The organism is Bacillus sp. FSL R5-0434 (assembly GCF_038004745.1).
GTDB classification, from domain to species: Bacteria; Bacillota; Bacilli; order Bacillales; family Bacillaceae; genus Bacillus; species Bacillus halotolerans.
Map to the genome: position 1 here is coordinate 2,856,406 of NZ_JBBORV010000001.1, position 25,205 is coordinate 2,881,610.

The 25,205-nt window shown below is 44.3% G+C and carries 25 protein-coding genes; 5 read left to right on the forward strand and 20 right to left on the reverse strand.

Annotated elements, in window-relative coordinates; translation table 11 throughout:
• Positions 1 to 19: 19 nt before the first annotated feature.
• The 6 genes from pyk to dnaE form a co-directional block, all read right to left on the reverse strand.
• The gene (gene pyk, locus NYE43_RS14855; RefSeq protein ID WP_024122458.1) at positions 20 to 1,777 is read right to left on the reverse strand and encodes a pyruvate kinase; all 1,758 of its coding nucleotides are present in this window, start codon (positions 1,775 to 1,777) and stop codon (positions 20 to 22) included.
• A gap of 43 nt (positions 1,778 to 1,820) precedes the next feature.
• A complete protein-coding gene (gene pfkA / locus NYE43_RS14860; protein WP_024122459.1) occupies positions 1,821 to 2,780 on the reverse strand; it encodes a 6-phosphofructokinase in 960 nt (319 codons plus the stop codon).
• Between the two features lie 185 nt (positions 2,781 to 2,965).
• Positions 2,966 to 3,943 carry an acetyl-CoA carboxylase carboxyl transferase subunit alpha gene (gene accA / locus NYE43_RS14865; protein WP_024122460.1) on the reverse strand — a complete coding sequence of 326 codons (978 nt, stop codon included), beginning with the start codon at positions 3,941 to 3,943 and terminating at the stop codon, positions 2,966 to 2,968.
• Complete coding sequence (gene accD, locus NYE43_RS14870; protein ID WP_044153863.1) at positions 3,928 to 4,800, reverse strand: acetyl-CoA carboxylase, carboxyltransferase subunit beta; 873 nt, start codon at positions 4,798 to 4,800, stop codon at positions 3,928 to 3,930. The genes accA and accD overlap by 16 nt, the downstream gene beginning before the upstream one ends.
• A gap of 334 nt (positions 4,801 to 5,134) precedes the next feature.
• Positions 5,135 to 6,367, reverse strand: coding sequence for an NADP-dependent malic enzyme (gene maeB / locus NYE43_RS14875; RefSeq protein ID WP_095714225.1), 1,233 nt, complete (start codon positions 6,365 to 6,367; stop codon positions 5,135 to 5,137).
• Between the two features lie 136 nt (positions 6,368 to 6,503).
• On the reverse strand, positions 6,504 to 9,851 hold the full coding sequence (dnaE, locus tag NYE43_RS14880; RefSeq protein WP_341062177.1) for a DNA polymerase III subunit alpha: 3,348 nt from the start codon (positions 9,849 to 9,851) through the stop codon (positions 6,504 to 6,506).
• A gap of 140 nt (positions 9,852 to 9,991) precedes the next feature.
• Here dnaE and ytrH point away from each other — a divergent pair, with 140 nt between their 5' ends.
• The 3 genes from ytrH to NYE43_RS14895 all read left to right on the forward strand — a co-directional run bounded on the left by ytrH (position 9,992) and on the right by NYE43_RS14895 (position 11,125).
• The gene (ytrH, locus tag NYE43_RS14885; RefSeq protein ID WP_024122464.1) at positions 9,992 to 10,333 is read left to right on the forward strand and encodes a sporulation membrane protein YtrH; all 342 of its coding nucleotides are present in this window, start codon (positions 9,992 to 9,994) and stop codon (positions 10,331 to 10,333) included.
• Positions 10,330 to 10,833: a sporulation membrane protein YtrI gene (ytrI, locus tag NYE43_RS14890; RefSeq protein ID WP_024122465.1), complete on the forward strand. Its 504-nt coding sequence runs from the start codon at positions 10,330 to 10,332 to the stop codon at positions 10,831 to 10,833. Before ytrH ends, ytrI begins: the two co-directional genes overlap by 4 nt.
• Before the next feature lie 100 nt (positions 10,834 to 10,933).
• Positions 10,934 to 11,125: a hypothetical protein gene (locus NYE43_RS14895; RefSeq protein ID WP_010335284.1), complete on the forward strand. Its 192-nt coding sequence runs from the start codon at positions 10,934 to 10,936 to the stop codon at positions 11,123 to 11,125.
• 17 nt (positions 11,126 to 11,142) lie between these two features.
• On the opposite strand, the gene nrnA is transcribed toward NYE43_RS14895, so the two are convergent.
• On the reverse strand, positions 11,143 to 12,084 hold the full coding sequence (gene nrnA / locus NYE43_RS14900) for a bifunctional oligoribonuclease/PAP phosphatase NrnA (protein WP_024122466.1): 942 nt from the start codon (positions 12,082 to 12,084) through the stop codon (positions 11,143 to 11,145).
• A 131-nt stretch (positions 12,085 to 12,215) separates the two neighbouring features.
• Here nrnA and NYE43_RS14905 point away from each other — a divergent pair, with 131 nt between their 5' ends.
• Positions 12,216 to 12,518 carry a YtpI family protein gene (locus tag NYE43_RS14905; RefSeq protein ID WP_024122467.1) on the forward strand — a complete coding sequence of 101 codons (303 nt, stop codon included), beginning with the start codon at positions 12,216 to 12,218 and terminating at the stop codon, positions 12,516 to 12,518.
• Between the two features lie 19 nt (positions 12,519 to 12,537).
• On the opposite strand, the gene NYE43_RS14910 is transcribed toward NYE43_RS14905, so the two are convergent.
• The 13 genes from NYE43_RS14910 to NYE43_RS14970 form a co-directional block, all read right to left on the reverse strand.
• Positions 12,538 to 13,857 (reverse strand): CBS domain-containing protein, encoded by a 1,320-nt coding sequence (locus NYE43_RS14910; protein WP_044153858.1) that lies wholly within the window; start codon positions 13,855 to 13,857, stop codon positions 12,538 to 12,540.
• A 207-nt stretch (positions 13,858 to 14,064) separates the two neighbouring features.
• Positions 14,065 to 14,967: a sulfite exporter TauE/SafE family protein gene (locus NYE43_RS14915; protein WP_024122469.1), complete on the reverse strand. Its 903-nt coding sequence runs from the start codon at positions 14,965 to 14,967 to the stop codon at positions 14,065 to 14,067.
• A gap of 73 nt (positions 14,968 to 15,040) precedes the next feature.
• Positions 15,041 to 16,258, reverse strand: a complete 1,218-nt coding sequence (locus NYE43_RS14920) for an amidohydrolase (protein ID WP_341062178.1) — start codon at positions 16,256 to 16,258, stop codon at positions 15,041 to 15,043.
• Positions 16,259 to 16,280: 22 nt separating this feature from the next.
• Positions 16,281 to 16,982 carry a riboflavin kinase gene (locus NYE43_RS14925; protein ID WP_095714221.1) on the reverse strand — a complete coding sequence of 234 codons (702 nt, stop codon included), beginning with the start codon at positions 16,980 to 16,982 and terminating at the stop codon, positions 16,281 to 16,283.
• A gap of 28 nt (positions 16,983 to 17,010) precedes the next feature.
• Complete coding sequence (locus NYE43_RS14930; RefSeq protein WP_341062179.1) at positions 17,011 to 18,339, reverse strand: LLM class flavin-dependent oxidoreductase; 1,329 nt, start codon at positions 18,337 to 18,339, stop codon at positions 17,011 to 17,013.
• The gene (locus NYE43_RS14935) at positions 18,336 to 18,617 is read right to left on the reverse strand and encodes a glutaredoxin family protein (RefSeq protein ID WP_341062180.1); all 282 of its coding nucleotides are present in this window, start codon (positions 18,615 to 18,617) and stop codon (positions 18,336 to 18,338) included. The genes NYE43_RS14930 and NYE43_RS14935 overlap by 4 nt, the downstream gene beginning before the upstream one ends.
• 12 nt (positions 18,618 to 18,629) lie before the next feature.
• Positions 18,630 to 19,634, reverse strand: coding sequence for an LLM class flavin-dependent oxidoreductase (locus NYE43_RS14940; protein WP_024122474.1), 1,005 nt, complete (start codon positions 19,632 to 19,634; stop codon positions 18,630 to 18,632).
• Positions 19,631 to 20,410, reverse strand: coding sequence for an amino acid ABC transporter ATP-binding protein (locus NYE43_RS14945; protein ID WP_024122475.1), 780 nt, complete (start codon positions 20,408 to 20,410; stop codon positions 19,631 to 19,633). Before NYE43_RS14945 ends, NYE43_RS14940 begins: the two co-directional genes overlap by 4 nt.
• A complete protein-coding gene (locus NYE43_RS14950) occupies positions 20,407 to 21,114 on the reverse strand; it encodes an amino acid ABC transporter permease (protein ID WP_024122476.1) in 708 nt (235 codons plus the stop codon). Before NYE43_RS14950 ends, NYE43_RS14945 begins: the two co-directional genes overlap by 4 nt.
• Positions 21,115 to 21,144: 30 nt before the next feature.
• Positions 21,145 to 21,864, reverse strand: a complete 720-nt coding sequence (locus NYE43_RS14955) for an amino acid ABC transporter permease (protein ID WP_024122477.1) — start codon at positions 21,862 to 21,864, stop codon at positions 21,145 to 21,147.
• A gap of 21 nt (positions 21,865 to 21,885) precedes the next feature.
• Positions 21,886 to 22,695 carry an amino acid ABC transporter substrate-binding protein gene (locus NYE43_RS14960; RefSeq protein ID WP_268497915.1) on the reverse strand — a complete coding sequence of 270 codons (810 nt, stop codon included), beginning with the start codon at positions 22,693 to 22,695 and terminating at the stop codon, positions 21,886 to 21,888.
• 21 nt (positions 22,696 to 22,716) lie between these two features.
• Positions 22,717 to 23,529, reverse strand: a complete 813-nt coding sequence (locus NYE43_RS14965; protein WP_341062181.1) for an amino acid ABC transporter substrate-binding protein — start codon at positions 23,527 to 23,529, stop codon at positions 22,717 to 22,719.
• Between the two features lie 13 nt (positions 23,530 to 23,542).
• Entirely contained in the window at positions 23,543 to 24,079 is a 537-nt protein-coding gene (locus NYE43_RS14970; protein WP_024122480.1) for a GNAT family N-acetyltransferase, read from the reverse strand.
• A 155-nt stretch (positions 24,080 to 24,234) separates the two neighbouring features.
• Here NYE43_RS14970 and NYE43_RS14975 point away from each other — a divergent pair, with 155 nt between their 5' ends.
• Entirely contained in the window at positions 24,235 to 25,155 is a 921-nt protein-coding gene (locus NYE43_RS14975; protein ID WP_095714215.1) for a LysR family transcriptional regulator, read from the forward strand.
• Positions 25,156 to 25,205: the final 50 nt, after the last annotated feature.

Genomic DNA, 25,205 nt, shown 5'->3' on the forward strand with positions numbered 1-25,205 from the left:
TTCCCATTTTCAGATGTGATTAAAGTACACTTGCACGGCCTTGGTAGACTGCCCCTCTAGAAGCGTCAACCGTAATATCCTGGCCTTCTGTCAAAATGGATGTCGCATTTTCCAAACCAACAATAACCGGAATGCCGAGGCTTAATCCGACTACTGCAGCATGGCTTGTCAAGCCGCCCTCTTCTGTAATAAGAGCAGACGCTTTTTCAAGAGACGCGATCATGTCACGGTCAGTGCTAGTAGTAACCAAAACCGCGCCGTCAGTCATTTTTTGTTCGGCTTCTTTCGCGTTTTGCGCAATGACAACCGGACCGTAAGCTGATTTGCGGCCGATACCTTGGCCTTTAGCAATGATATTGCCGACAGTATGAACTTTCATCAAATTCGTTGTTCCTGACTCACCGACAGTGCCTGCTGTAATGACGATCAGGTCACCATTTTTTACAATTCCGCTGTGTAATGATTTTTGCACAGCGTCTTCCAGCATCTCATCAGTTGAGCTTGCATTTTGACCGCTTTCTGCGAAAACGCCGGATACAAGAGCGAGTTTTCTGGAAACAGAATCATTTACAGTCACAGCGACAATCGGTGCCTGCGGGCGGTATTTTGCAATCATACGCGCTGTATGGCCGCTTTCAGTCGGCGTCACAATCGCAGTAGCATTCAAGTTAATGGCTGTATGTGCAACAGATTGGCCGATTGCATCAGTAATCGTCATGCCTACCTGGTCTCTGCGCTTTGAAAGAATCTCTTTGTAATTCAGCGCCTCTTCAGAACGGGATGCGATGTTGTGCATCGTTTGAACCGCTTCAACCGGGTAGTTTCCGGCAGCTGTTTCACCAGAAAGCATGATCGCATCTGTGCCGTCGAAAATTGCGTTTGCGACGTCACTCGCTTCCGCACGAGTCGGACGCGGGTTGCGCTGCATGCTGTCAAGCATTTGTGTCGCTGTAATAACCGGTTTGCCCAGTGCGTTGCATTTTTTAATCAGGTCTTTTTGCACGAGCGGCACTTCTTCAGCCGGGATTTCCACACCTAAGTCTCCGCGCGCAACCATTAAGCCGTCAGACACTTCGAGAATAGAATCAATGTTGTCTACGCCTTCTTGGTTTTCAATTTTAGGGATAATTTGAATATCCTGAGCATTATGCTCCTCAAGAAGTTCACGGATTTCAAGCACGTCAGTTGAACGGCGTACAAAAGACGCAGCGATGAAATCTACCCCTTGCTCAATACCGAAAACGATATCTCTCGCGTCTTTCTCAGTAATACCAGGAAGGTTGACGCTGACACCCGGCACGTTAACGCCTTTTTTGTTTTTCAGTGTTCCGTTGTTTAGTACTTTTGTTTTGATTTCGCGTTTAGCGGCATTCACTTCAAGGACTTCAAGACCGATAAGCCCGTCATCTAAAAGAATCGTTGAGCCTTTTTCAACGTCCTCTACTAAACCTTCATATGTTACTGAAATCTTATCAGTTGTTCCAACTACCTCGTCCATTGAAACGATAAGCTCTTTGCCTGTTTCAAGCTCAATAGCACCGTTTTCCATAGTATGTGTACGGATTTCAGGGCCTTTTGTATCAAGCAGGATTCCGACGTTTTTGCCGAGCTTTTTGCTCGCTTCGCGGATATTTTTAATACGTGCTCCGTGCTCCTCAAAATCTCCGTGAGAAAAATTTAAACGAGCCACATTCATTCCTGACTCCATTAATTTCGTAAGCATTTCAATACTTTCACTTGCCGGACCGATGGTACAAACAATTTTTGTTTTTCTCAATTCGTTCACTTCCTTCTGAAATCTTCAGCCTTCTGCTGCATTCTTAAATAGACAGTTCTTTTGAAAGCTGATACATGTTTTGCTCAACTGTGTGTTTTTGATCCAGTATTTCTATAATATCATGGTCTACAAGCTTATTGTTTTGTATACCTACACAGCGTCCGCCTTTTCCTTCAAGCAGCAGTTCAACCGCATACGCGCCAAGTCGGCTTGCCAGAACACGGTCAGCAGCACTTGGGGAACCGCCGCGCTGGATATGGCCTAATACAGATACCCTAGTTTCAAGATTTGTTTCTTCTTCAATGCGTTTCCCGAATTCAACACCGCTGCCTACTCCTTCGGCAACGATAATAATACTGTGTTTCTTCCCGCGCTCATGACCGCGTTTTAGCCGGGCAATGATTTCGTGCATGTCGTAATCAGCCTCAGGGATCAAGATTGATTCCGCACCGCCTGCAAGTCCGGCCCATAATGCAATATCGCCGGCGTGGCGGCCCATCACTTCGATCACATATGTACGTTCATGAGAAGTCGCTGTATCACGAATCTTATCAATTGCGTCAATTACTGTATTTAAAGCTGTGTCGAAACCGATTGTAAAATCAGTACCCGGAATGTCATTATCAATTGTACCCGGTACACCTACACATGGAAACCCGTGCTCCGTTAATTTCTTCGCACCCATGTATGAGCCGTCTCCGCCGATAACGACAAGCCCTTCGATACCCAGCTTCTTCAAGTTTTCGATCCCTTTTTCACGGCCTTCAACCGTTTTGAATTCAGGACATCTTGCTGTATAAAGCTTTGTTCCACCGCGATGAATAATATCACCTACAGAACCGAGCTCTAGCTTTTCAATCTTTCCGCTGATCAATCCTGAGTATCCGTTATAAATGCCGTAAACTTCAACGTCATGATAAATCGCTTTTCTGACAACTGCGCGAACTGCTGCATTCATTCCCGGGGAATCCCCGCCGCTCGTCAATACCCCTATACGTTTCATTCTCCATTCACCTCAGCAAACATATATGATTAAAACATAACATGATCATTGCCCTAAAAACAATGAAAAGGGATCTCCATCCTCCCTATGAAACCTTACCTATTATACAATTAAATAAATTGTTTTTAAATAAAATTTAAGGAATGTCACAAAAAATAAACGTGAGCCAAAGGCTTCACGTTTATTTAGTTTACCCCGATATATTGATCTTCAATCGATACTTTCCCAATTGCTTTGTATTTTTCATAGCGCTGCTGAATTAATTCTTCTTCATTCAGCTTCAGCAAAGTCTTTAACGATTGTTTAAGGGTTTCATCCATGTAGCTTGCCTGCAGCTTAATATCGTGGTGCGCTCCGCCTTTTACTTCTTTTATCATATGATCTATAATACCTAATTCTTTTAAGTCAGGCGCAGTGATTTTCATTGTTTCCGCCGCTTTTTTGGCAAGACTGGAGTCCTTCCATAAGAGTGCCGCAGCACCTTCCGGAGAAATAACAGAATAAGTAGAGTTTTCCAGCATATGCAAGTGGTTGCCCACACCTAAACCTAGAGCTCCGCCGCTTCCGCCTTCGCCGATGACGATACAAACAACAGGCACTCTAAGGCCGGCCATTTCAAACAGGTTTTTGGCGATTGCTTCGCTTTGTCCTCTTTCTTCAGCTGCTCGTCCAGGGTATGCCCCCTTCGTGTCAATAAAACAGATAATCGGTCTGTTAAATTTATCAGCCTGTTTCATCAGACGAAGCGCTTTACGATAGCCCTCAGGATGAGGCATTCCAAAGTTGCGGACCAGGTTTTCCTTCGTGTCTTTTCCGCGCTGATGTCCGATAACTGTCACAGGCAGGCCGTGGAACTTGGCAATACCGCCGACAATGGCTTCATCGTCTCCGTACGCTCTGTCTCCGTGACATTCAAAAAAGTCTGTAAACAGGTAATGAATATAATCAAGTGTTGTCGGACGGTCCGGCAGACGTGCGATTTGAACACGGTCCCAAGGCTTCAGATTTTTATAAATATCATCCTGAAGCTTAGCTAGACGGTCTTCAAGCCGTTCGATTTCTGCACTCAGATCCATTTCCGAATCCTGGGTGAATTTTTTCAATTCGGCGATTTTGGTTTGCAGTTCAATCACCGGTTTTTCAAATTCTAATCTTGCAGCCACTCAATGTCACCTCCTGTTTGATGCATATCCAGCAGATTCTCTAACGTTTTTTTCATGTCGTCGCGGTGAATAACCGCATCAAGCTGTCCATGTTTTAATAAGAATTCCGCCGTTTGGAAATCCTCCGGCAGTTTTTCGCCTATTGTCTGTTCGATAATCCTTCTTCCGGCAAAACCGATCAGCGCGCCAGGCTCCGCAAAATTATAATCGCCAAGAGAAGCAAAGCTTGCCGATACCCCGCCGGTAGTCGGATGCGTCATGACTGAGATAATGAGACCCTGTTCCTCACTGAATAATTTTAAGGCAGAGCTTGTCTTTGCCATTTGCATAAGGCTTAATATGCCTTCCTGCATCCTTGCACCGCCGGAAGCAGTAAAAATAATAAACGGAACTTTATCCGCTTTTGCTTTTTCAATCGCAAGCGTGATTTTCTCGCCGACGACAGAGCCCATGCTGCCCATACGGAATGAAGAATCCATTACCGCGACAACAGCAGGAAATCCCCCGATGGTGCCCTTGCCTGTGACAACAGCCTCGTTTAAGGATGTTTTCTCGCGATCTTTTTCAAGCTTTTCCAGATATCCCGGGAAACCGAGCGGGTTTTCCGATAACATCCCCTGATTGAATTCCTCAAAGGACTGTTCATCCATCAAGCTTTCGATACGCTGTTTTGCATTCATTGGGAAATGATAATCGCAGTTCATGCATACCCGCATATTTTTATCCAACTCTTTAGTGAGCATGATTTTTTTACACTTAGGACATTTTGTCATAATGCCTTCCGGAACATCGTGCTTCGCTTGATCTGACGGTACGGAAGCATACTTTTTCTTTTTAGTGAATATATCCTTTAACAAATGATTACCTCCCTTTTGTGAAGGGTTCTCTTCACCGCATGCCATCCAGACAGATAGACTTGCTAATAACTTTACCGAAACTATTGTACTTTTTTTGTCAAACGCTGTCATCCTCAATTCGACAACTTTTTATCCGCAGACGCGTGCGGACAGACTCATGATAAACCTAATAAATCGTTGACCCAGTAAGGTTGGTAACGCATTCAAAAATCATGTTAAACTCGGCTGAAATTTTTTTAAGTCCTGACCCCAAAAAAATTTCAGCCGCAAGTTTAACTTGAGAACAGCGCGCCGGTCTCCGCCAACGCGCTGCCATTTTTGGAATGAATTAAAATTATTCGCCAATAATCGTAAGTTTTCTGGTTTTTTCTGCAACTTCTTCAGGATCTACAGTAATTCTTGCCACACCTGTTTCCATCGCCGCTTTCGCCACAGCCTTAGCCACAGCAGGCGCAACACGTTTATCAAACGGTGCAGGGATGACGTACTCTGGGCTAAGCTCATCGTCTGATACTAGTGAAGCAATGGCTTCAACCGCTGCAATCTTCATTTCTTCGTTAATGTGAGTAGCGCGCACGTCAAGCGCTCCACGGAAAATTCCCGGGAAGGCAAGCACATTGTTTACTTGGTTCGGGAAATCTGAACGGCCTGTTCCGATAACGCTTGCTCCAGCTTCACGCGCATCTTCCGGCATAATTTCCGGATTCGGGTTTGCCATTGCGAAAATGATCGGATCTTTCGCCATGCTTTGTACCATTTCTTTTGTTAGCGCACCTTCGACAGACACACCGATAAATACGTCAGCACCAGCGATCACATCTTCCAAAGAGCCGTCTTTACGGTCTTGGTTTGTGAATTTCGCCACTTCGTTTTTAACATCGTTCATACCGTTCGGACGCCCTTCATAAATGGCTCCTTTTGAATCGCACATCACGATGTCGCGCACGCCGAAATGGTAAAGAAGCTTAATGATCGCAATACCTGCAGCACCGGCGCCGTTAGCCACAACTTTAATGGAAGACATGGATTTCCCAGACAATTTCAGCGCGTTTACAAGACCAGCTACTGTGACAATCGCTGTGCCGTGCTGATCGTCATGGAAAACCGGGATGTTCGTTTCTTTTTTCAGACGCTCTTCAATGATGAAGCAGTTTGGCGCCGCGATATCTTCAAGGTTGACACCGCCAAATGTCGGTTCAAGCAATTTAACGGTTTCAATGATTTTATCAACATCATTTGTGCCCAAAGCAATTGGGAACGCGTCTACGCCGGCAAAGCTTTTGAAAAGAACGGCTTTACCTTCCATAACAGGAAGTGCGGCTTCAGGGCCGATATTTCCAAGGCCGAGCACAGCTGTACCGTCTGTCACAACTGCTACCATGTTCCCCTTCATTGTATAATCATATACTTTATTAATGTCTTCATGAATATCCTTACATGGTTCTGCTACACCCGGGGAATAAGCAAGGCTTAAATCTTTCGCATTTTTAACCTCTACTTTAGATTTGGATTCGAGCTTCCCCTGGTTCACTTTATGCAGATGTAATGCTTCTTCTCTTAATGACATTCTCCTAAACACTCCTTAATGGAATTTTTTGATTCGTATGCTGCTGCATTGATTGCTGCATTCTGCGGAGTAGATCTATCAGAATATTTAAACAGAGTAACATAATTGCTCCAATTGTATAACAAAAAGCGAATGGTTACCACTGTTTTAAAACGACGTTTTTTTGACCTAACAGCTCTTTTAAGCGGTATAACACCTGGTGATCCGCATCGATATGGAACGCCTCAGGAAGCTTTATCGTCTGTTTTTGCCTTTCATAATAGAGATAAACGCCGGTTTCCCCCTTATGCTCCAGCAAAATGCGCTTGATCTTTGTCAGGATCTCCTGACTGTGCTGACTGCTTTCTATCTTCATATAAACCGATGGCGCTTTTTCAGCATTCATATTTTCCAGCAATTCCGCTCTGGACATAATAAACTGGACTTTTTCCTGCCTGATTTCACATTTCCCTGCTGTGAACAATAGAGCGCCCTCTCTTAAAACCGGAGAAAGCTGTCTGAATTGTTCAGGGAACACAACGGCTTCCATTTCGCCGGTCTCATCACTTAACGTTAAAAACGCCATGTTTTGACCTGTTTTTGTCCGAATCGTTTTGATTTTCGACAGCAGGACACCGAGTGAAACCTGCTTTTTAACAGCCTGCTGAGCTTGCTGAATGGGTACCGCTCCTCGCGCTGTCAGCTGGTTTCGAAAGGCAGAGAGCGGATGATTTGAAAAATAAATACCGAGCGTTTCTTTTTCAAATGCAAGAATATCCACAAGCGGAAGCTCCTCGGTTTCCACGTACTTCGGTTTAATGGAAAACGATTCTTCTAAAAACAATCCCATTTGGTCATCGTCCGCGGCGAATAGCTCGGCATGCTCTAACGCAACGTCAATCGATGCGAGCAGCGTAGCCCGGTTTTGATCGAATTCGTCCATTGCGCCAGAAAATATGAGTGCTTCAAGCGTTTTGCGATTTACGCTTTTTGACGGCACGCGAAAGCAGAAATCGAAAAGATCTTCAAATGGTTTCTCTTTTCTTGCTTTATATATATCTTTGACTGCTGAGACGCCTACACTTTTTATCGCACGGAGGCTGTACCTGACAGCTCCGTCTTCAACTGTAAACGGATAGCTGCTTTTGTTCACTGACGGAGGAAGGATACGAATCCCGCTCCCCTTCGCTTCGTAAAGATATTGAGCTATTTTATCCTCATTGCCAATGACGCTTGTAAGCAATCCGCACATAAAATATAAAGGATAATGAGCCTTCAAATACGCAAGCTGGCAGCCGATCATGCTGTATGCCACCGCATGGCTTCTGTTGAAGCCATAGTTTGCGAATTTGACGATTAAATCGTAGACTTCATTTGCAGTGTCTACAGAATACTCCTTTTTTAAGCACCCTTCAACAAAATGGCTTCGCTCTCGGTCAAGAATGTCTTTCTTTTTTTTGCTGACTGCACGTCTGAGCAGGTCCGCCTCGCCTAAAGAAAATCCTGCCATACGCGAAGCAATCACCATAATTTGCTCCTGATAAACGATGACGCCATACGTATCTTCCAATATCCCTCTTAAATCTTCATGAGGATAATGAACCGGCACGCGCCCGTGTTTACGGTCGATAAATAACGGAATATTTTCCATCGGGCCGGGCCGGTACAGTGCGTTTACCGCGACAATATCTTCTAATCCTGAAGGCTTAAGCCTTTTCAAAACGCTTCTCATTCCTGAGGATTCAAGCTGGAAAATCCCTGTCGTATCCCCTTTTGACAGCAGGGAGAATGTTTTTTCGTCTTGATAAGAAATACTCGAAAGATCTATTTTCATATTTTTTTCTTTTTCAATCATTGAAGTGATGGACTCGATGAGTGTCAGGTTGCGCAAGCCTAAGAAATCCATTTTCAAAAGGCCCAGATCTTCGAGGTGATCCATCGCGTATTGCGTTAAATAGATCCCTTCATGTCCTTCCTGAAGCGGGACAACATCAGTTAACGGTTCCTCACTTAAGACAACGCCGGCCGCGTGGGTTGACGTATGTCTCGGAAGACCTTCTATTTTTCTGGCAATCGTAAACACTTGCTGAAGCAGACTTGACTCACTGAGTCGCTTATTCAGCTCCGGCGATTGCTTTCTCGCATCATCCAAGGTCATGCCCGGCCTTGAAGGAATGAGCTTCGCAAGCTGATCCGCTTCCTTCGGGCTTACACCGAATACCCTTCCGACGTCCCGAAGCGCCGCTTTTGCCGCCAGCGTCCCGAAGGTAATAATCTGGGCGACGTGCATTGCGCCGTATTTCTGCTGAACGTATTGAATGACCTCGTCCCTTCTCGTATCCGGAAAGTCGATATCAATATCCGGCATACTGATTCGTTCCGGGTTTAAAAACCTTTCAAACAGCAGGTGATGCTTGATCGGATCAACGTCCGTGATATAGAGGACATAAGCCACGAGCGATCCCGCCGCAGAACCCCTTCCCGGTCCTGTCACAATCCCTTTTTCATGGGCGTGCTTCATAAAATCCCATACGATCAGAAAATAATCGCTGAACTTCATCCGCTTGATGACATCAAGTTCATATTGAAGACGTCGAATATACTGTTCATCTGGTGTATCGAAGCGGCTGCGAAGCCCTGTCATACAAACATCCGTCAAATAATCATCCGCGGATGTACCGTCTGGAGTCGGAAATGACGGCAGGCGGGTCTGACCGAGGCTGACGTCAACCCGGCATTGTTCTGCAATCTCAACAGATGCTTGCAATGCCTCAGGATGCTCTTGGTAGATAACACGCATTTCATCAATGGATTTCAAGTCGAGATCCGGCATCTCTTCGTTTGATGCCTCAGTGAGTTTTTCACCTGACTTTATCGCTTTCAAACAGCGATAGGCAGCCTGATCTTCTTTCCTTATATAATGAACATCGCCTGTCGCCGTGACCGGAATTCCCGTTTCTTCAGACAGCCGGAGGATTTGCTCAGATAAGAATTTATTTTCTTTAAACGGCTGAAAGGATAAATAAAAAGCGCCTTTTCCGAATATAGACTGAAAATGAAGTGCGGCTTGAGCGGCCTGGTCAAACAGCCCTCCTTCAAGCAGCATTTCAATATAGCCCTTCTCGCCGGGGGTGATCGCAATAATGCCTTCGCGATAGCTGTTAAGCCATTTTGGCTTCAGGCCGTTTTTTGATTTCGATTGCAGGACGCTGCTGATTTTCAGCAGGTTTTGATAGCCTGTATTTGATTTTGCCAGCAGGACGAGAGGGTAGGCTTCGAGCTCGTCATCATCTGTGAAAACAGAAGCCGTCAAGCCGATAATCGGGTTGATCCCCCTCGCCTTGCATGCTTTATAAAATTGTATAGCTCCGTACATGACATGATCATCTGTCAGCGCCAAAGACGCATATCCGAGCCTGTCAGCTTCACTGACGAGCTCTTCCACAGCCGCGGCGCTGTTTAGCAGGCTGTACCCGCTATGCACTTGCAGGTGAACAAAAGACATGCTATCACCTCTTTCTCCATTACGATCCATTTCTTTCTTCATTATAAGTCGGGTTTTCAAAAGAAACAAACGTTCTTTTTCGAGTCGTCATCATACTTGTCCCGAATGCTCAATATGATATAAAAGGTGAGGTGATCAAGATGGATCAGGAAGCTGGTTTTATGGTAAATTTTATCAACAGTTATTTTATAGCATTAGGGGTGCTGATCGGAGGCGCACTCATCGGAGGCCTTGGAGCATATTTGGCAGGCGAAGCCCCGCTTACGGTTATTACAAAGCTTGCGAACAGATTAAAAATATGGGCGCTGGTCGCCGCTATCGGCGGTACATTCGATGCGGTATACAGCTTTGAACGGGGTATTCTTGAAGGCAATACGAGAGATTTATTCAAGCAGATTCTTCTCATTATCTCGGCCATGGGCGGGGCGCAAAGCGGCTGGCTTATTATTTCATGGCTGACGCAGGAGCATATTTCTTCATGAGAGTGCCGCAGCATTACAAGAAACCGGGATGGCAGCGTTTTTTTGCAGGTATGATGTGCGGAGCCGTGATCAGCTGGTTTTTTTTCCTGTTTACATACGGAACATTCCAGGAGGAGCAGGTTTCCCTCATCGAAAAACAAAAAGAGCACGTCAAAGACTTGAACGACCAAATTTCCATCTATCAGGAAGACCTCCACAAACTAAATGAAGACAATAAAAGAAAACTGCTTATTCAAAGCGTCGATGTCAAATTGCTGAATGGAGAAAAATATAAAATCTCGCAGCCTGATAAAACAAAATTTGAGGAGCATGTAAAGGATGATATTTCAGAGGTCATTACAAAGGATATAGAAAGCGTCTATAAAACGAAGGAGCTTTTAAAACGGACAATTGAAAATAAAGTCTATACGATCAATGAAAAAAAATATGAGGCAGCCGTCAAGGAATTAATTATTTACACAAGGCTTTCGGTAGAAATCGAAATATCATTCGCGACGTAAATATGGAATTTTTTTAAATTTTTCAAACTCCTGTCGCTTTTTCCCATTCTTTTTTATAAACTATAAATGAGGCTTAATAGCGAAAGGAGGAGGAAGGGAAATGGAGGTTTACAGTGACCGTCAGTTAGCAAAAGATCAAGCAGCCCGACTCAGACAAGGTTTTTCTGCATATGCCGAAACAAACTCACTCGCTTCCCTCATCAAAAAAGAACTTCAATCTCACAATCTCCAAGTCTACGAGGACCTTACTGAGTTCGGCTGCTGGTTCATCCCCGTCACAGATGAACACTAAGAGAGAGGGTCTCCCCTCTACTTGTGTTCTTTACATAACGTCTCCAGATCAGCTAAAATCTGTTCCGCTTTATCCCAGCTGTAAATGGAGGCGCCTGAAGCCAGAGGATGCCCTCCGCCGTTATATTTCCGGGCGAGTCCGTTAATAACAGGCCCCTTTGAACGGAATCTGACTCTGATTTGATCGTCTTCTTCTATGAAAAACACCCATGCGCGAATACCTGAGATATTTCCAAGCGTCCCGACAAGCTGCGACGCTTCAGAAGCCGTTGTGCCGAACCTTTCAAGAGTATCCTTTTTGATGAAAACAGAAGCAGCGCCATTTTCAGACAAAGACACATTTTGAAAGATATAGCCGTTAAGCTTCACCACATTCAGTTTTGTTTCATACAATTGATTAAACAGCTCTGAAGAAGAGAACGGATACTTAATAAGCTCGCCTGCATATTTTAATGTTTTTTCCGTTGTATTGGGAAATAAGAAGCGTCCGGTATCACTGACAATGCCGGCATAGATCAGCTTTGCGGCTTTTGTATTCAGCTTCCAGCCGTGCTCTTTTCCTTCTAAATACAGCTCGTAAATCATTTCACTTACTGAGCTTGCATTCGTATCGACCCACAGAAGATCGCCGTAAGGATCTTCGTTCGGATGGTGGTCGATTTTCATTAGTTTGGCGCCTGATAAATAACGCTGATCGTCGATTCTTTCCTGATTTGCCGTATCGCAGACGATCACAAGGGCGCCTTTATATGTTTCATCGTCCACCTCATCGAGGGTATATAAGAAAGAGAGGGACGGTTCTGGCGTGCCGACCGCAAAAATATTTTTTTCAGGATACGTTTCACGCAGGATTTCCGTAAGTCCGCACTGAGATCCGTAGGCATCCGGGTCAGGGCGCACATGTCTATGTAAGATAATCGTGTCATATAATGATATGGTTCTGATCAATTCAGTTTTCATTTGATACTCCTTTATTGTTTTTTTTTCATTAAATCACATTCTCTGCCGACGGAAAAGAAAAATAACGTCAAAACCAAGCCCGTTTTTGTATAGAATGGGTTTGTAAACTTTTACGATGGAGGATTTCATTTATGCTGGTTCTTGTTTTTTTGATTGGGCTTTCAGCCTGCTTTTATGTGTACTATAAAGTAAAAGGCGTACGGGCAAAGCAATCTTTGGAAAAAGAAATCTTTTCAGCAAAATCTAGCATGGCATTAGGATCGCTGGTGCTGTTTTACGGACTCAATCAAATGATATTATTCCATTCAGTATTAACGTTAGTAATCGGCGGCATCTTTATCGTCATCGGAGCCGGAAGCGCATGGGCAGGTTATAAAGCCTACAGCCATTACAATCCCCTTCACGCCAAAGAAGCTGAAAGAGATCACGCGTAAGGGGCGCCTGAGACGTCCCTTAGCTTCTTTCCATCAGCTGAACCATCAGCATTGCTTTAGACACGATATGGCCTTGGCTGTGCACTTCAACTTCCATTTTTCCGAACTTTCTTCCAGCCTCTAAAATGCGCGGCTTGACTTCGATGACCGACTCCATCTGCACAGGCTTCAAAAAGAAAATGGTGATGCTTTCTATCACTAGTTCGCCGCGTTTTTTCGAGCGCAAAAACCGATTGGCTGCTTGCGTCAAAATGGTCGTAAACACGCCATAAGAAATCGTCCCCAGCTGATTTGTCATTTGCGGTGTTACTTCATACTGATAAACCGTCTGATCCTGTTTATCCTCATCCTCATCTTTAAATCCTCTTGAGACGATATCATCAAGCTTTTCCCCGACTTGAGGCTGCTTTTGAATCATTTGAAGAGCTTTCAGCACGTCTTGGCGGCTGATCATGCCAATCAGTTTTTGGTGTCCGTCAGTGACGGGAAGCACTTCGATCCCTTCCCATACCATCATTTGCGCCGCTGAGGCGACAGACGTTTTTCCAATAACCGTAACCGGATTTTTTGTCATGACTTTTTCAATGGGTGCATTCCGGTCGTGACCTGCGATATCTTTCGAAGTCAAGATCCCGTGGATTTTCATTTGTTCGTCGACAACCGGGAAACGCCCATGGCCCGTTTCAAAATTTTTCTCGTACCATTTTTCAAGTTTATCCTTGGGTGAAAGATATATCGTACGGTCAGCGGGCGTTAAAATGTCCTCCACCAGAACGATTTCTTTTTTGATCAGCTGGTCATAAATCGCCCGGTTAATCATAGCGGCGACTGTAAAGGTGTCATAGCTCGTGGATAAAATCGGCAGCTCAAGCTCGTCTGCCAGCTGCACGATGCTGTCATCTGTGTTAAATCCGCCCGTTACAAGTACAGCGGCGCCTGCCTCAAGCGCCTGTCTGTGTGCATTGATTCGATTTCCGACAATCAAAAGATTTCCGGCTGCCGTGTACCGCATCATCGCATCCAGCTCCATTGCGCCTATGACAAATTTATTTAATGTCTTATGGAGTCCGGCCCGGCCTCCGAGCACTTGTCCGTCTATGACGTTTACAACCTCTGCATATGTAAGCTTTTCGATATTTTCTTTTTTCTTTTGTTCAATTCTGATTGTTCCGACACGTTCAATCGTACTGACAAAGCCTTTATTCTCTGCTTCCTTGATCGCTCTGTACGCCGTGCCTTCACTTACTTTCATTTCCTTTGCGATTCTCCGCACAGAAATTTTTTCACCGACAGGCAGCGAATCAATATATGTTAAAATTTGTTCATGCTTAGTTGCCAAACCTTTCACCTCTAAGGGACAGTCTTCTGCTTTTATTATAAGGGCTCGGATGATTGATTCGCAATGAGGCAGGAAAATAAAAAGGAAGCCTGCCCGGCTTCTTACAGCGCAGTGTTCTGTTGGGTGCTGAAGAACGAATCCATCATTCAGACTTCCCGCAAGCGCCTGGCCTTCGTGATTCCTTTCACATCTATAAAAACAATGTCTTTATTTTTCTTTTATATTGATGTCAACTGCTGCTTTTACAATCTTTTTATTCCCTATTTTAGATAAAACAAATAAAACAGCAAACAGCCATATTGCTCCTATCGCCGTATAGATAAATGGATAAACAGCTGTGTTTTCAATCCATTCATTTATCAATGTTCTCGCATTTACTAATATAATAAATCCTCCTACAAGCACACCCATCAATTGCGGGTGAAATTTCTGTACGAGCCATGCTGCGATAGGGGCCGCGATAATTCCGCCAGCCATTAACGAACACACCCATAACCAATTGACATCCTCCCATCCCAATGAAACAAGAAAACCGACAGTTGCAGATACTGCGATGGCAAACTCACTAGTATCTACAGTTCCTACTACTTTCCTCGGACTCAGGCCTTTTCGGGATAATAAAATCGGCGTGGTGACGGGGCCCCAGCCACCTCCTCCTGTGGCATCTGCAAAACCGGCGATCACCCCTAAGGGAATGGATTGTTTTCTGCTTAACGGCACATGTTTTTTCTCAAGTGCAGGCTTGTATTGAAATAAAAATCTTATCAATACATATCCGCCCAGCAGGAGCAGAAACAAAGAAATATAGGGTTTCGCCACATCTCCGGGTAAATGGCTGAGAAATGCAGCGCCTAAAAAAGCCCCTATTGAACCGGGAATGACAAGCTGATAAACAGTTTGTTTGTCAACATTTCCAAATTTAATATGTGACACTCCTGATGCGGCAGTCGTGACGACTTCCGCTAAATGGACAGAAGCCGAAGCAACAGCAGGCGTTATGCTGAAAGCTAATAACAGCGAAGTTGAGGTAACACCATAAGCCATACCTAACGAACCGTCTATTAACTGCGATAACAAGCCTATAAATGCAAAAACAATTAATTTCTTCATCAGCACACCTCGTCTGTATCAATCAAATATTTTCTCAAAGCAAACCATCTCTGACTCTTCATTCCTGCGTTCATTATCCTAATAATCTTCTAGCGCTTTCATATAAAAAATAAGAGGCTTTTATAATGGCAGTTTCATCAATTGTAAATGCCGGGTGATGCCAATCATGATCACCGCCTGTTCCAAAAAAAGCAAAGGATCCGGGAATATGCTCCAAATAGTAAGCAAAATCCTCCCCGGCAGTGGATGGGTCGGGTGAAATGACCTGAAGCTGTGCTTTATGAGCAGCAGCTTTTGCGATTTCAGTTATTGCTGTATCATTACAAAGCGGCGGCGGTCCGGAAATCCACTTCACATTCGCCTTCAAAGAAAAAGCAGAAGAAATCTGCTCTGCAACAGACAGAAAACGCTGCTTCACTTGTTCCCGAACCTCTGAATCAAATGTTCGAACAGTACCTTCGATCACCGCTGTATCGGGGATGACGTTCCATGTGCTGCCGCCTTCGATTTTCGCTACAGTTACAATCGCGCTTTTTAGCGGATTTACATTTCTAATTACAATCGTTTGCAGGGCGACGATAATCTGAGAGGCGCCGACAATAGGATCAAAACCATTATGCGGCAATGCTGCATGAGCGCCTTTTCCTTGTATCGCTACTTTAAATCGGTCAACAGCAGCCATAAGAGGGCCTGTTTTTAACCCTACAGCGCCAACCGGTATATCGGGTTTGTTGTGAAGACCGATAACTGCTTCAATGCCATCCAATTGGCCATCCGCTATCACTTTTGCAGCGCCTGCGCCTGATTCCTCAGCCGGCTGGAATAACAAACGAACCTTTCCTTTCAGGCTATCTTGATTTTCCTTTAGCAAAAAGGCCGCACCAAGAAGCGCTGCCGTGTGAAAATCATGGCCGCACGCGTGCATGATTCCTTTCTTTTTAGATGCATAGGGCAACCCTGTTTTTTCTTCGATTGGCAGCGCGTCAATATCAGCCCTCAAAGCAATGGCCGGACCTTCTGACTCCCCTGCTATATCTGCGAATACACCTGTTTTTAATGATGTAGGACGAATTGGTATGCCCTTTTCTCCAAGGCATTTTGCAATAAAATCGGTTGTTTCAAATTCTTCTTTTGACAGCTCGGGGTATTGGTGCAGATGCCGGCGTATTGCGATGAGCTCTTTTTCAAGCGATAAGAGATTCAATGGATTATGCTCGCTATCATCTTCAATTGTTTTTGCTGTCTGATATGGGTATGCCCCTTCTATATTGCTCCAATAATCTAAAGGCATGTTTTCTCCTCCTTTCAGCTCTTTACCTATCTGCCTTTAACATCACAAGATCTCCAGTCTCTTCAATATAAGCAGTAATAAAACGGCTCAATTTAAATGCAAGACCGCCCGGCCCAAATTTTACACACTTACTGGGAGGGTTCTCATTCTCTGCCTGCAAAAAGCTTAAAAAAGATAAAATATATATACGCCGATATGCAACTTGTGTAATACCATACTCAAAAAACCAATTGTCAATCACATTGTATACACCGCGGTTGATCCCGTATAAACTGTTACACTTCTTGTAAAAGCTGAGGTCCGGAAGATTTAACTCAGGGTGTGAGAGCAGGCTTTCTTTATTTTGAGATGCAATTCCCATACGTTCAAAGCGTTTGGAAGCGTATGAAATATCCTTTTTGATTTGCTCTTTTAGTGACTCCAAAGAATAAAACCTTCTTTCATCTCTTATTTTAAAGAGAATGCTGCATTCCGTATGTTCTCCGTAGATCTCCCTATCAAAGTGAATCAAAAAAATCTCAATGGTTTTTTTCAGATTAGGACCAATCGTTGGTTTCACTCCGATATTCATAACCCCTAAATAAAATTGCTGGTTGATCGCCGCCAGAACCCCGTAAACGCCGTTAGGAAGCCCGTTTATTTCGGTTTCTATATTTGCTGTGGGAAATCCTAATTTTCTGCCCAACTGTTTTCCTTTCACAACCGTACCTGCAATGATTGCCAAAAAAGTCATCCTCCTCCCGCTTCTCCTATTAATGATTTGATGAATGTACAAAAGGATGATGAACCGAAGTATCAAGCCCAAGATTTCCCCGCAATGTCCCGCCGTTATAGTCTCTGCGGTACAGCTCTCTTTCTTGAAGAATCGGAATCACTTTTTCTACAAAGGCATCAAGTGTTCCCGGGATATCCGACCCGATGATAAAACCGTCAGCAGCTTCGGCTTTGAACCAAGTCTCAAGCAAGGAGGCGACCTGCTCTGGTGTACCGATGAATGGAGTCCTTGGAAAAGCCATTTCCCGCGCCACTTCCCGTAGTGTCATGTTTCTGGCTTTCGCTTCTCTCTTAATTCGATCTGTTGTGCTTTGAAAAGCATTCTTTCCAACTTCGCCAATATCGGGAAACGGTTCATCAAGCGGGAACACACTCAGATCGTAATCATCAAAAAATCTCCCCAAATAAGTAACTGCATTCTCAATCGGAATCAATTCTGCAAATTCCCGGTATTTCTTCTCTGCTTCTTCTTCCGTATCTGCCACAATCGGGCTGATTCCCGGAAAAATCAGCACGCTGGAAGGGTCGCGCCCTTGAGCGGCAGCCCGCTTTTTAATATCCGCATAAAATGCGATTGTCTCGCCTAATGAATTGGAATGGGTAAAAATCGCATCTGCATTTTTGGCCGCAAATTGACGGCCTGTTTCTGAAGAACCCGCTTGAAACACGACAGGCTCTCCCTGATTTGAGCGCCCGATATTTAAAGGCCCCTCTACTTGAAAATATTCTCCTTTGTGATTCAGACGATGAAGCTTTGCCGGATCAAAAAACTGCCCTGTTTCTTTATTGTGTATAAATGCGTCCTTCTCCCAGGAATTCCACAAACCACGCACAACATCCAAATGCTCTTGTGCAATAACGTAACGCTCGGTGTGTTCTGGCAGTCTGGTTCTGCTATGATTGCGTGCAGCTCCTTCCTGCGGAGAAGTAACCAGATTCCAGCCAGCCCTCCCCCCGCTGATGTGGTCCAGCGACATTAACTGCCTTGAAATCGTAAATGGCTCAGTAAAAGAAGTAGAGAACGTACCTACTAAACCAATGTTTTTTGTGACGGACGCAAGCGCCGATAATATGGTGATGGGTTCAAATCGATTTAAAAAATGGGGAATTGATTTTTCAGAAATAAATAAGCCGTCTGCAATGAAAATGAAACTGAACAAGCCTTTTTCAGCTGTTTGAGCCTTTTGCTTGTAAAATTCCACGTTTGTACTTGCGGAAGGATCGACTTCAGGGTGACGCCAGCCGTCAGTTGTTCCCCCAACCCCATGAATAATGGCTCCAAACTGAATATCATTTCTTCGCGTCACCTTTTTTCCTCCTTTATCTGAGCGTAATTGGCAAGTGCAAGCTCAAGATTTTTAATACCAATTTCAGTAATCCCTTCATAACGATTACCGCCGCCAACTTCTACCACAGGAACGTGGCGTACTCCGTATTTCACCTGTAAAATGTCTCTCATCTCTTCCTTCTCCGAAACATCGATATTTTGAAATGCTATTGCTTTTTCATGTAAATAATTTTTGACTTCTTCGCAATATGCACAGCCTTTCTTACTCCAAACCACAACGTTGACAAAATCGCTCATGTTTTATCCCCCTTATTGTTTTGCGGCTAGAACTGCATCACTCAGCAGCTGATAAGACAGCCGTTTTTCGTCTGCATTTTTGATCGGTGAAAAAATGACAAAATCGTTAATTCTGTATGTGTCTGATAAACGTTTTAATTCGTCCGCCGCTTCTTCCTTCGTTCCGGCAATCACCCCGGTTTTTTGGACGATGATGTCATAGGGCTGGCTGACGTTCTCAAGATAGGCTTCGGCTTGTTCGCGGGTACCGACATTCACTCTCCTCCCATCTTGCAACATCACTTTTATCGATTCACGCGACTCAATATGTTTTTGTGCCTCTTCCTTTGTACGCGCCGCAAAAACAGCGGGAGCAAGGTGAAATTCCGCTTCAGAGCCTGCTGGCAGATGCGTGTCAAAGGCTCGGCGGGCTTCTTTTAGCACTTTCTCTTCACCGTTAATAAAGTAAGCAAAGACAAAAGATATTCCCAGTTTTGCAGCTGAAATTGCGCTCTCTGTGCTTCCCCCCAGCAGAAAAAGTCCCGGCCTGTGTTCAGCCTGCGGTGCCGGCCGCAGTTGCGCAAAACAGTGGGCATCTGGAAAATCATCCCGAATGAAATGAGTGAGATCCTCCAGCTTTTCTTCAAACTTGCGCGCCGGTTTTACATATTCATATTGCAGAGCGTCTGTCGACAGCTGAAAACCGCCGGGCGCTTTGCCTACTCCAAGGTCAATGCGTCCGGGAGCTAATGCAGACAATAGATGAAACTGCTCCGCCACTTTGTATGGGCTATAATGCTGCAGCATCACGCCGCCGGATGCTAAACGTATGGTCTTTGTGCTTGCGGCAAGATACCCTAAAAGAACTTCAGGAGCGGAGCCGGCAATATCACTATTGTTGTGATGTTCAGCGACCCAAAAACGGTAATATCCATACTCTTCAGCCATCTGCGCCAACTTCACCGTATGCTGTAATGTATCGGCTGCGGTTTCTCCTTCACCTGCCAGACTTTGGTCTAATATACTTAAGCGGATCATATCACCGGCTCCTTTATGTGTTCTTTTATTTCATATAAATACTCCGGCGAAACACGGCGGAGAAACCGCTTTGTTCTTTCTTTTTTCGTATGGCGGAAGACTTCATCCGGAGTTCCTTGTTCAACAATGACGCCCTCATCCATAAAAACAACTTGATCTGAAACCCTTTTCGCAAACTCCATTTCATGTGTAACAATGATCATAGTGGCTCCGGTCCTCACAATATCGAGCATGACCTCAAGAACTTCGCCGACCAGCTCTGGGTCAAGCGCAGCTGTCGGCTCATCGAACAGCAGCACATCAGGATTAATGGCAAGCGCCCTCGCTATTCCAACCCTTTGTTTTTGCCCTCCCGATAATTGACTCGGATAAGCGTTCAATTTGTCTTGAAGCCCAACCTTTATCAGCTCGTTCTCTGCTATGGCATACGCGTCTTGTTTTCTCATTTTCCGGGCTACCGTCAAACCCTCCATGACATTTTCAATCACCGTTTTGTGAGTAAACAAATGATATTGCTGAAATACCATTGCTGTCTGTTTTCTGAGCCAGCGAGTGTCTTTTTTTGTCGGAAAACTGCAATTAATCACTTTGTCATGTAAAGAGATGATCCCTTCGTCCGGCCTTTCTAATAAATTAAGGCAGCGTAAAAAGGTGGTTTTCCCTGACCCGCTTGGACCGATAATTGTCACAACTTCTCCTTTGTGCACAGTCAGATTTATTCCTCTTAATACCTGGTGCATGCCAAAACGCTTATGAATATTTTTAATCTCAATCATAAAGTGCCTCCTTGAAATCTGGATGCCTTCCTCTCAAATATTCCATTTACGGTTTCCATCATAAGAGTCAGCACCCAATAGATAATCGCCGCTCCGATAAAGGCTTCCAAAAATGCATAATTATCAGAAGCAACGATAGTCGCTGTCCCTGTTATTTCAGGAACAGCCACTATAGCTGCAATAGAGGTCGTATGCAAAAAACCGATGCCTAAATTTGTGAAGTTAGGGATTGAAACCATCAGTGCCTGCGGCAATATCACTCGACGAAAGGTTTGACCGTGCGTCAGGCCGATTGAATAGGCCGCTTCGACCTGTCCGGTATCCATTGCCAAGATGCCCGACCGGATAATTTCTGTTAAATAAGCACCAGCAGTTAAAGACAAAGCCATGACCACAAACACGGCGACCGGAATCTCATTGGCGGACCAGCCGAGATGAAAAAAGCTGCTGACACGATCCACAATCGGCGGCACGCCTAAATAAATCAGCATAATATGGAGAATGGCAGGTGTACTCCGAAAAAATGACACATAAAGCCTTGAACAAGCCGCCAATCCCTTTATTCTAAAAATTCTGACTATTATATTTCCAAGTGCCGCAAGAAATCCGAGAATGATCGGCAAAACAGCCATCATCAATGTCAGCGGAATGGTTTTTATCATTTCTTTCATGGCGGAAGCAATAAATGGAAAGTCAAATTGCAATCTTCTCCCCTCCTAGTCCCCGTACATATTTCAATGTATGTTCATGTCAAAAACGGTAACAAGTCGTTTTTGATCCTTCTTGATTCGTTTTTCGGCCAATGTAAAGAACCTTTCGAATAAAACTGCTACGGCATAATAAACAACGGATAGCGCAATGTACACTTCAAGAGAATGATTGCTTGAGGTAATCAGTGTTTGGCCCCTTCCCGACATATCCATCACACCTATTGAAAAAGCAAGAGACGTATCTTTTAAAGAACTGATCACCATGTTTCCCATATTCGGAAAAGCCTGCACAAAGGCCTGGGGCAGAACGATGCGCCTGAAAGCCTGCCTTCCGCTGAGACCAATACTGTACGCCGCTTCCGTTTGGCCTTTATCAACACTGCCCGCCCCTGCTCGAATGATTTCAGCTGCTGCTGCGGCATTGCTTAACGCGTATGTTGCAACAGCGGCATAAAACGGATCCATTTTTGATGTATCAATCCCTATCACCCCCGTCAGCGCCGGTATGCCATAAAACACGATAAAAAGCTGCACCATAACAGGTGTACCTCTGAAAAACGAGATATACACTCTTGCAAATTGATTTACAATAGGAAAGTTATAGATGCGGGGCAGCGCTAAAAAGAGCCCCAATACAAACCCGAATAGCAATGACAGCGTTAAAATGTATAATGTAACCGGCAGATAGCCGATTAAGGTCGGTACAAAATCTGCAATCATGCTGATATCAAACGCTTTTTCCATCACGGCTCCCTCTCTTTATACTCAATACTGTTCCTTGGAATAATCGTCGCTCAGCCATTTTAAACTGAGCTCTTTCAGTGTTCCGTCATCAATGATTTCCTGTAATGCTTTGTCAATGTTTTTACGTAACGTTTGTTCATTTTTGTTAAACATAAAATACACTTTGGCATTGGAGAGCGCATCACCGACCGTTTTTTCTTTTATCGCGCTCGTTTTGTTTTGAAAATCCACTGCAAAAGGCGTTGAGATTGTCGCGTCGGCACGGCCTGACTGCAGCTGGTTCGCGGCATCGTTTGAACCTTGGCCCGCATAGGCAATCTCGAATGGGTCGCCATGTTTCTCATTCCATTTTTTCAACACAAGCGCGCCGTTTGAGGTTGCGCTTGTAATGACCCGTTTCCCTTTTAAATCTTCAATCCCGTGAATGGTATCGTTATCTTGAAGGACGGTTATTTTTAAAGGGAAATGATTGTAGGCGACCTCGTTAAAGAGAAACTTTTTTTCACGCTCTTCGCTTTTCTCCATTTGATGTGCCACGATATCGACTTTATGCTGGCCGAGACTGACAAGCAGGTTGGAAAATTCCATCGTTTTGAAAGTGAATTTATAATTCGGCAGACGCTTATCAATCTCTTTGACCAGCTCGACATCATAACCGGTCAAATCGCCATCATCATTAATAAAGCAAATATTCGGAAATTGGGTCCCGGTTCCGACCGTAATCGTCTGCACCTTCTTTTCTCCAGCCCCCGTTGTTTGGCTGCCGCCGCAAGCCGAAAGGACTGTTGTAACGGCAAACAATATTGTCATGACAGCTGCTTTTGTCCTCATCTTATCGCCTCATTTTCAGCTTCATTTATTTTTAAAACTTGATTTTGAGTAATCTGCGCCGAGCCATTTTTGACTCAGCCTTTTTAACGTTCCGTCTTTCTCCAGCTTTTTAATGGCTTGATCCGTATCATCAGCTAAGGTTTGACTGCCTTTATTGAACATGAAATATACCTCAGTATCCAATAACACATCACCGACTGTCCTTTGACGGAAAGCGTGCGTTTTATTTTGAAAGTCGACCGCAAACGGTGTGGATATGGTTGCGTCGGCACGGCCGGTTTCAATTTGATTGGCCGTGTCATTGCTTCCCTGCCCGGCGTATTTCAGATGAATCGGATTGCCGTGAGCTTTGTTGTACGTCGTGATATAATCCGCTGCATTCGACGTGGCACCGACAATGACTGTTTTTCCGTGTAAATCTTTTAATGTATGAATCTTGTTATTATCCTCTCTCACGGTGATATACATCGGCGAATAGTTATACGGCACTTTATGATACAAAAAACGTTTTTCGCGCTCTTTGTTTTTGGCCATATTGTGGGCGATCACATCAATTTTTTTATTTCCAAGACTCGTCAGAAGATTTGAGAAATCCATCGTCTTAAATTCGAAGGTATATTGAGGCAATTGTTTATCGATGGCTTTCATCACTTCAATATCGTACCCGGTCAAATCGCCTTTTTCATTTAAAAATGCAATATTCGGAAAATCTGTTCCAGTGCCGACAATGATCGTTTGAGCCTGACTATCCGTTTTCCCGTTTGTTTCCTGTCCGCACCCAGCCAGTAATCCAAATACTGACAGCAGAAAAGCTATTCTCATTCGCTTATTCATAGGCTGCCTCTCATTATGCCCAGCTGGGAGTGCCTAAAAGCGACGGCTCAAATCGTTCCGGAATCAGAACCTTATGCATCATGACACCTATATCCCCATCTTTCTCCTGCTCAAAATACACTTCATACCCTCTCCTTCTGTACATATCGACGAGCCACGGATGCTTGCGCGCCGAGGTGCCGAGCGTCAGCGCCGGTGCCTTCAGCATATCCCGCAGCACTTTTTCCTCAACATACGTCAGCAGCTTACTGCCGACGCCTTTCCCTTTATATTCCGGCAGCGTTGCAAACCACCATACAAATGGATATTTTGAAGGGGGCGCTTCATTCTCCCATGGAAACCGGATGGTAATCGTTGAGATGAGCTTGCCGTCCCGCTCCAGCACAACTGCTGAATGATTTTTGATATTTTCTGACACCATATGTATGTCAGCTCTTGTGGAAGGCCAATCAATATCCAGCTGCCGAATTGGCTGAAAGGCGCTGTTAACCAGTTTTAAAAACTCCGGTGCATCTTCAACAGTTGCCAATCGAAAAATATCCTCACTCATTTTGAGCACTCTCCTCCACAAAATATACAATTCCTATTTGTTTACTAAGCTTTTATTGTTTATACTATAAAGCATACTTTCATGTTTGACTAATCAAAAAAAATAATCCTTGAGTTCAGAAAATGTAATGATGAAAAGACAGGGGGAGAAGCACATTGGAGTTTCGCTCAATTAAAACGTTTCATACGATTGTTACATTCGGAAGCTTCTATAAGGCTGCGGAAATATTAAACTATTCACAGCCGACAATATCGATGCGCATGAAGCAATTAGAGCAGGATTTAGGCGTGCAATTGTTTGAACGGGGAAAACACCTGCAGCTGACAAAAGCCGGAAGACTCTTTTTCGAAAAAACAGGGGATCTTTTAACTCAATACGAGGCGCTTACGCACACTCTTTCCGACTTAAAGGAAGGGGATGCCGGCATTATCAATGTAGGCATTTCAGAGCCGACTGCAAGCTTCATATTTCCTGATATTCTGAGGGATTTCTTAAATGATTATCCAAAGATAACGGTTAATGTAAACGTAGATGACGCCAATACCTGCAGCCAAAAGCTCTTAGACGGCACTATTGACTTTGCAGTCTGCGGCGAACCGGAACTGATTCTTGAAAATTATTACCACCCGTTTTTTTATGACACTTTAAATTTAATTGTATCTGATCGTCATCGGCTCGCTGAGAAAAAAGCTGTTCATTTATCTGATTTAGAAGGCGAATGTTTTATATTTACGCCTGCCAATTGCCCCATTCGTATTCAAATTGAACAGCACTTGCATAAGGCATTTAGTAATCATTACAAGAAAATGGAGCTCACAAGCAGCATGGCACATGAATATTACGTGCGAGAAAATATTGGTATTTCAATCTTCACCAGTACGGCACATTCTAAACCGCTGAAAGGCACAAAAGTCATCCCCATTATCAATCTAGACATATCACCGCCTATAGGGCTTTTGACAAACAGAAAAGAAAAACATTTTGACAGCGCGACAAAGGACTTAATTGATCGAATTAACAACTGCTTCCATCAGCGCAGCCAAGAGCTGAAAACTGCGGTCAGTTCCGAATTATAAATGGCAGAAATGACAACGGTCATTCCGCACGAAAAATAAAAAGCATCTCC

Coding starts and splice junctions, on each gene's coding strand:
- pfkA (WP_024122459.1), bottom strand. CDS start 2,780: ATGAAACGTATAGGGGTATTGACGAGCGGCGGGGATTCCCCGGGAATG.
- maeB (WP_095714225.1), bottom strand. CDS start 6,367: ATGTCATTAAGAGAAGAAGCATTACATCTGCATAAAGTGAACCAGGGG.
- dnaE (WP_341062177.1), bottom strand. CDS start 9,851: ATGTCTTTTGTTCACCTGCAAGTGCATAGCGGGTACAGCCTGCTAAAC.
- ytrH (WP_024122464.1), top strand. CDS start 9,992: ATGGATCAGGAAGCTGGTTTTATGGTAAATTTTATCAACAGTTATTTT.
- ytrI (WP_024122465.1), top strand. CDS start 10,330: ATGAGAGTGCCGCAGCATTACAAGAAACCGGGATGGCAGCGTTTTTTT.
- NYE43_RS14895 (WP_010335284.1), top strand. CDS start 10,934: ATGGAGGTTTACAGTGACCGTCAGTTAGCAAAAGATCAAGCAGCCCGA.
- nrnA (WP_024122466.1), bottom strand. CDS start 12,084: ATGAAAACTGAATTGATCAGAACCATATCATTATATGACACGATTATC.
- NYE43_RS14905 (WP_024122467.1), top strand. CDS start 12,216: ATGCTGGTTCTTGTTTTTTTGATTGGGCTTTCAGCCTGCTTTTATGTG.
- NYE43_RS14915 (WP_024122469.1), bottom strand. CDS start 14,967: ATGAAGAAATTAATTGTTTTTGCATTTATAGGCTTGTTATCGCAGTTA.
- NYE43_RS14920 (WP_341062178.1), bottom strand. CDS start 16,258: ATGCCTTTAGATTATTGGAGCAATATAGAAGGGGCATACCCATATCAG.
- NYE43_RS14935 (WP_341062180.1), bottom strand. CDS start 18,617: ATGAGCGATTTTGTCAACGTTGTGGTTTGGAGTAAGAAAGGCTGTGCA.
- NYE43_RS14940 (WP_024122474.1), bottom strand. CDS start 19,634: ATGATCCGCTTAAGTATATTAGACCAAAGTCTGGCAGGTGAAGGAGAA.
- NYE43_RS14945 (WP_024122475.1), bottom strand. CDS start 20,410: ATGATTGAGATTAAAAATATTCATAAGCGTTTTGGCATGCACCAGGTA.
- NYE43_RS14955 (WP_024122477.1), bottom strand. CDS start 21,864: ATGGAAAAAGCGTTTGATATCAGCATGATTGCAGATTTTGTACCGACC.
- NYE43_RS14960 (WP_268497915.1), bottom strand. CDS start 22,695: ATGAGGACAAAAGCAGCTGTCATGACAATATTGTTTGCCGTTACAACA.
- NYE43_RS14965 (WP_341062181.1), bottom strand. CDS start 23,529: ATGAATAAGCGAATGAGAATAGCTTTTCTGCTGTCAGTATTTGGATTA.
- NYE43_RS14970 (WP_024122480.1), bottom strand. CDS start 24,079: ATGAGTGAGGATATTTTTCGATTGGCAACTGTTGAAGATGCACCGGAG.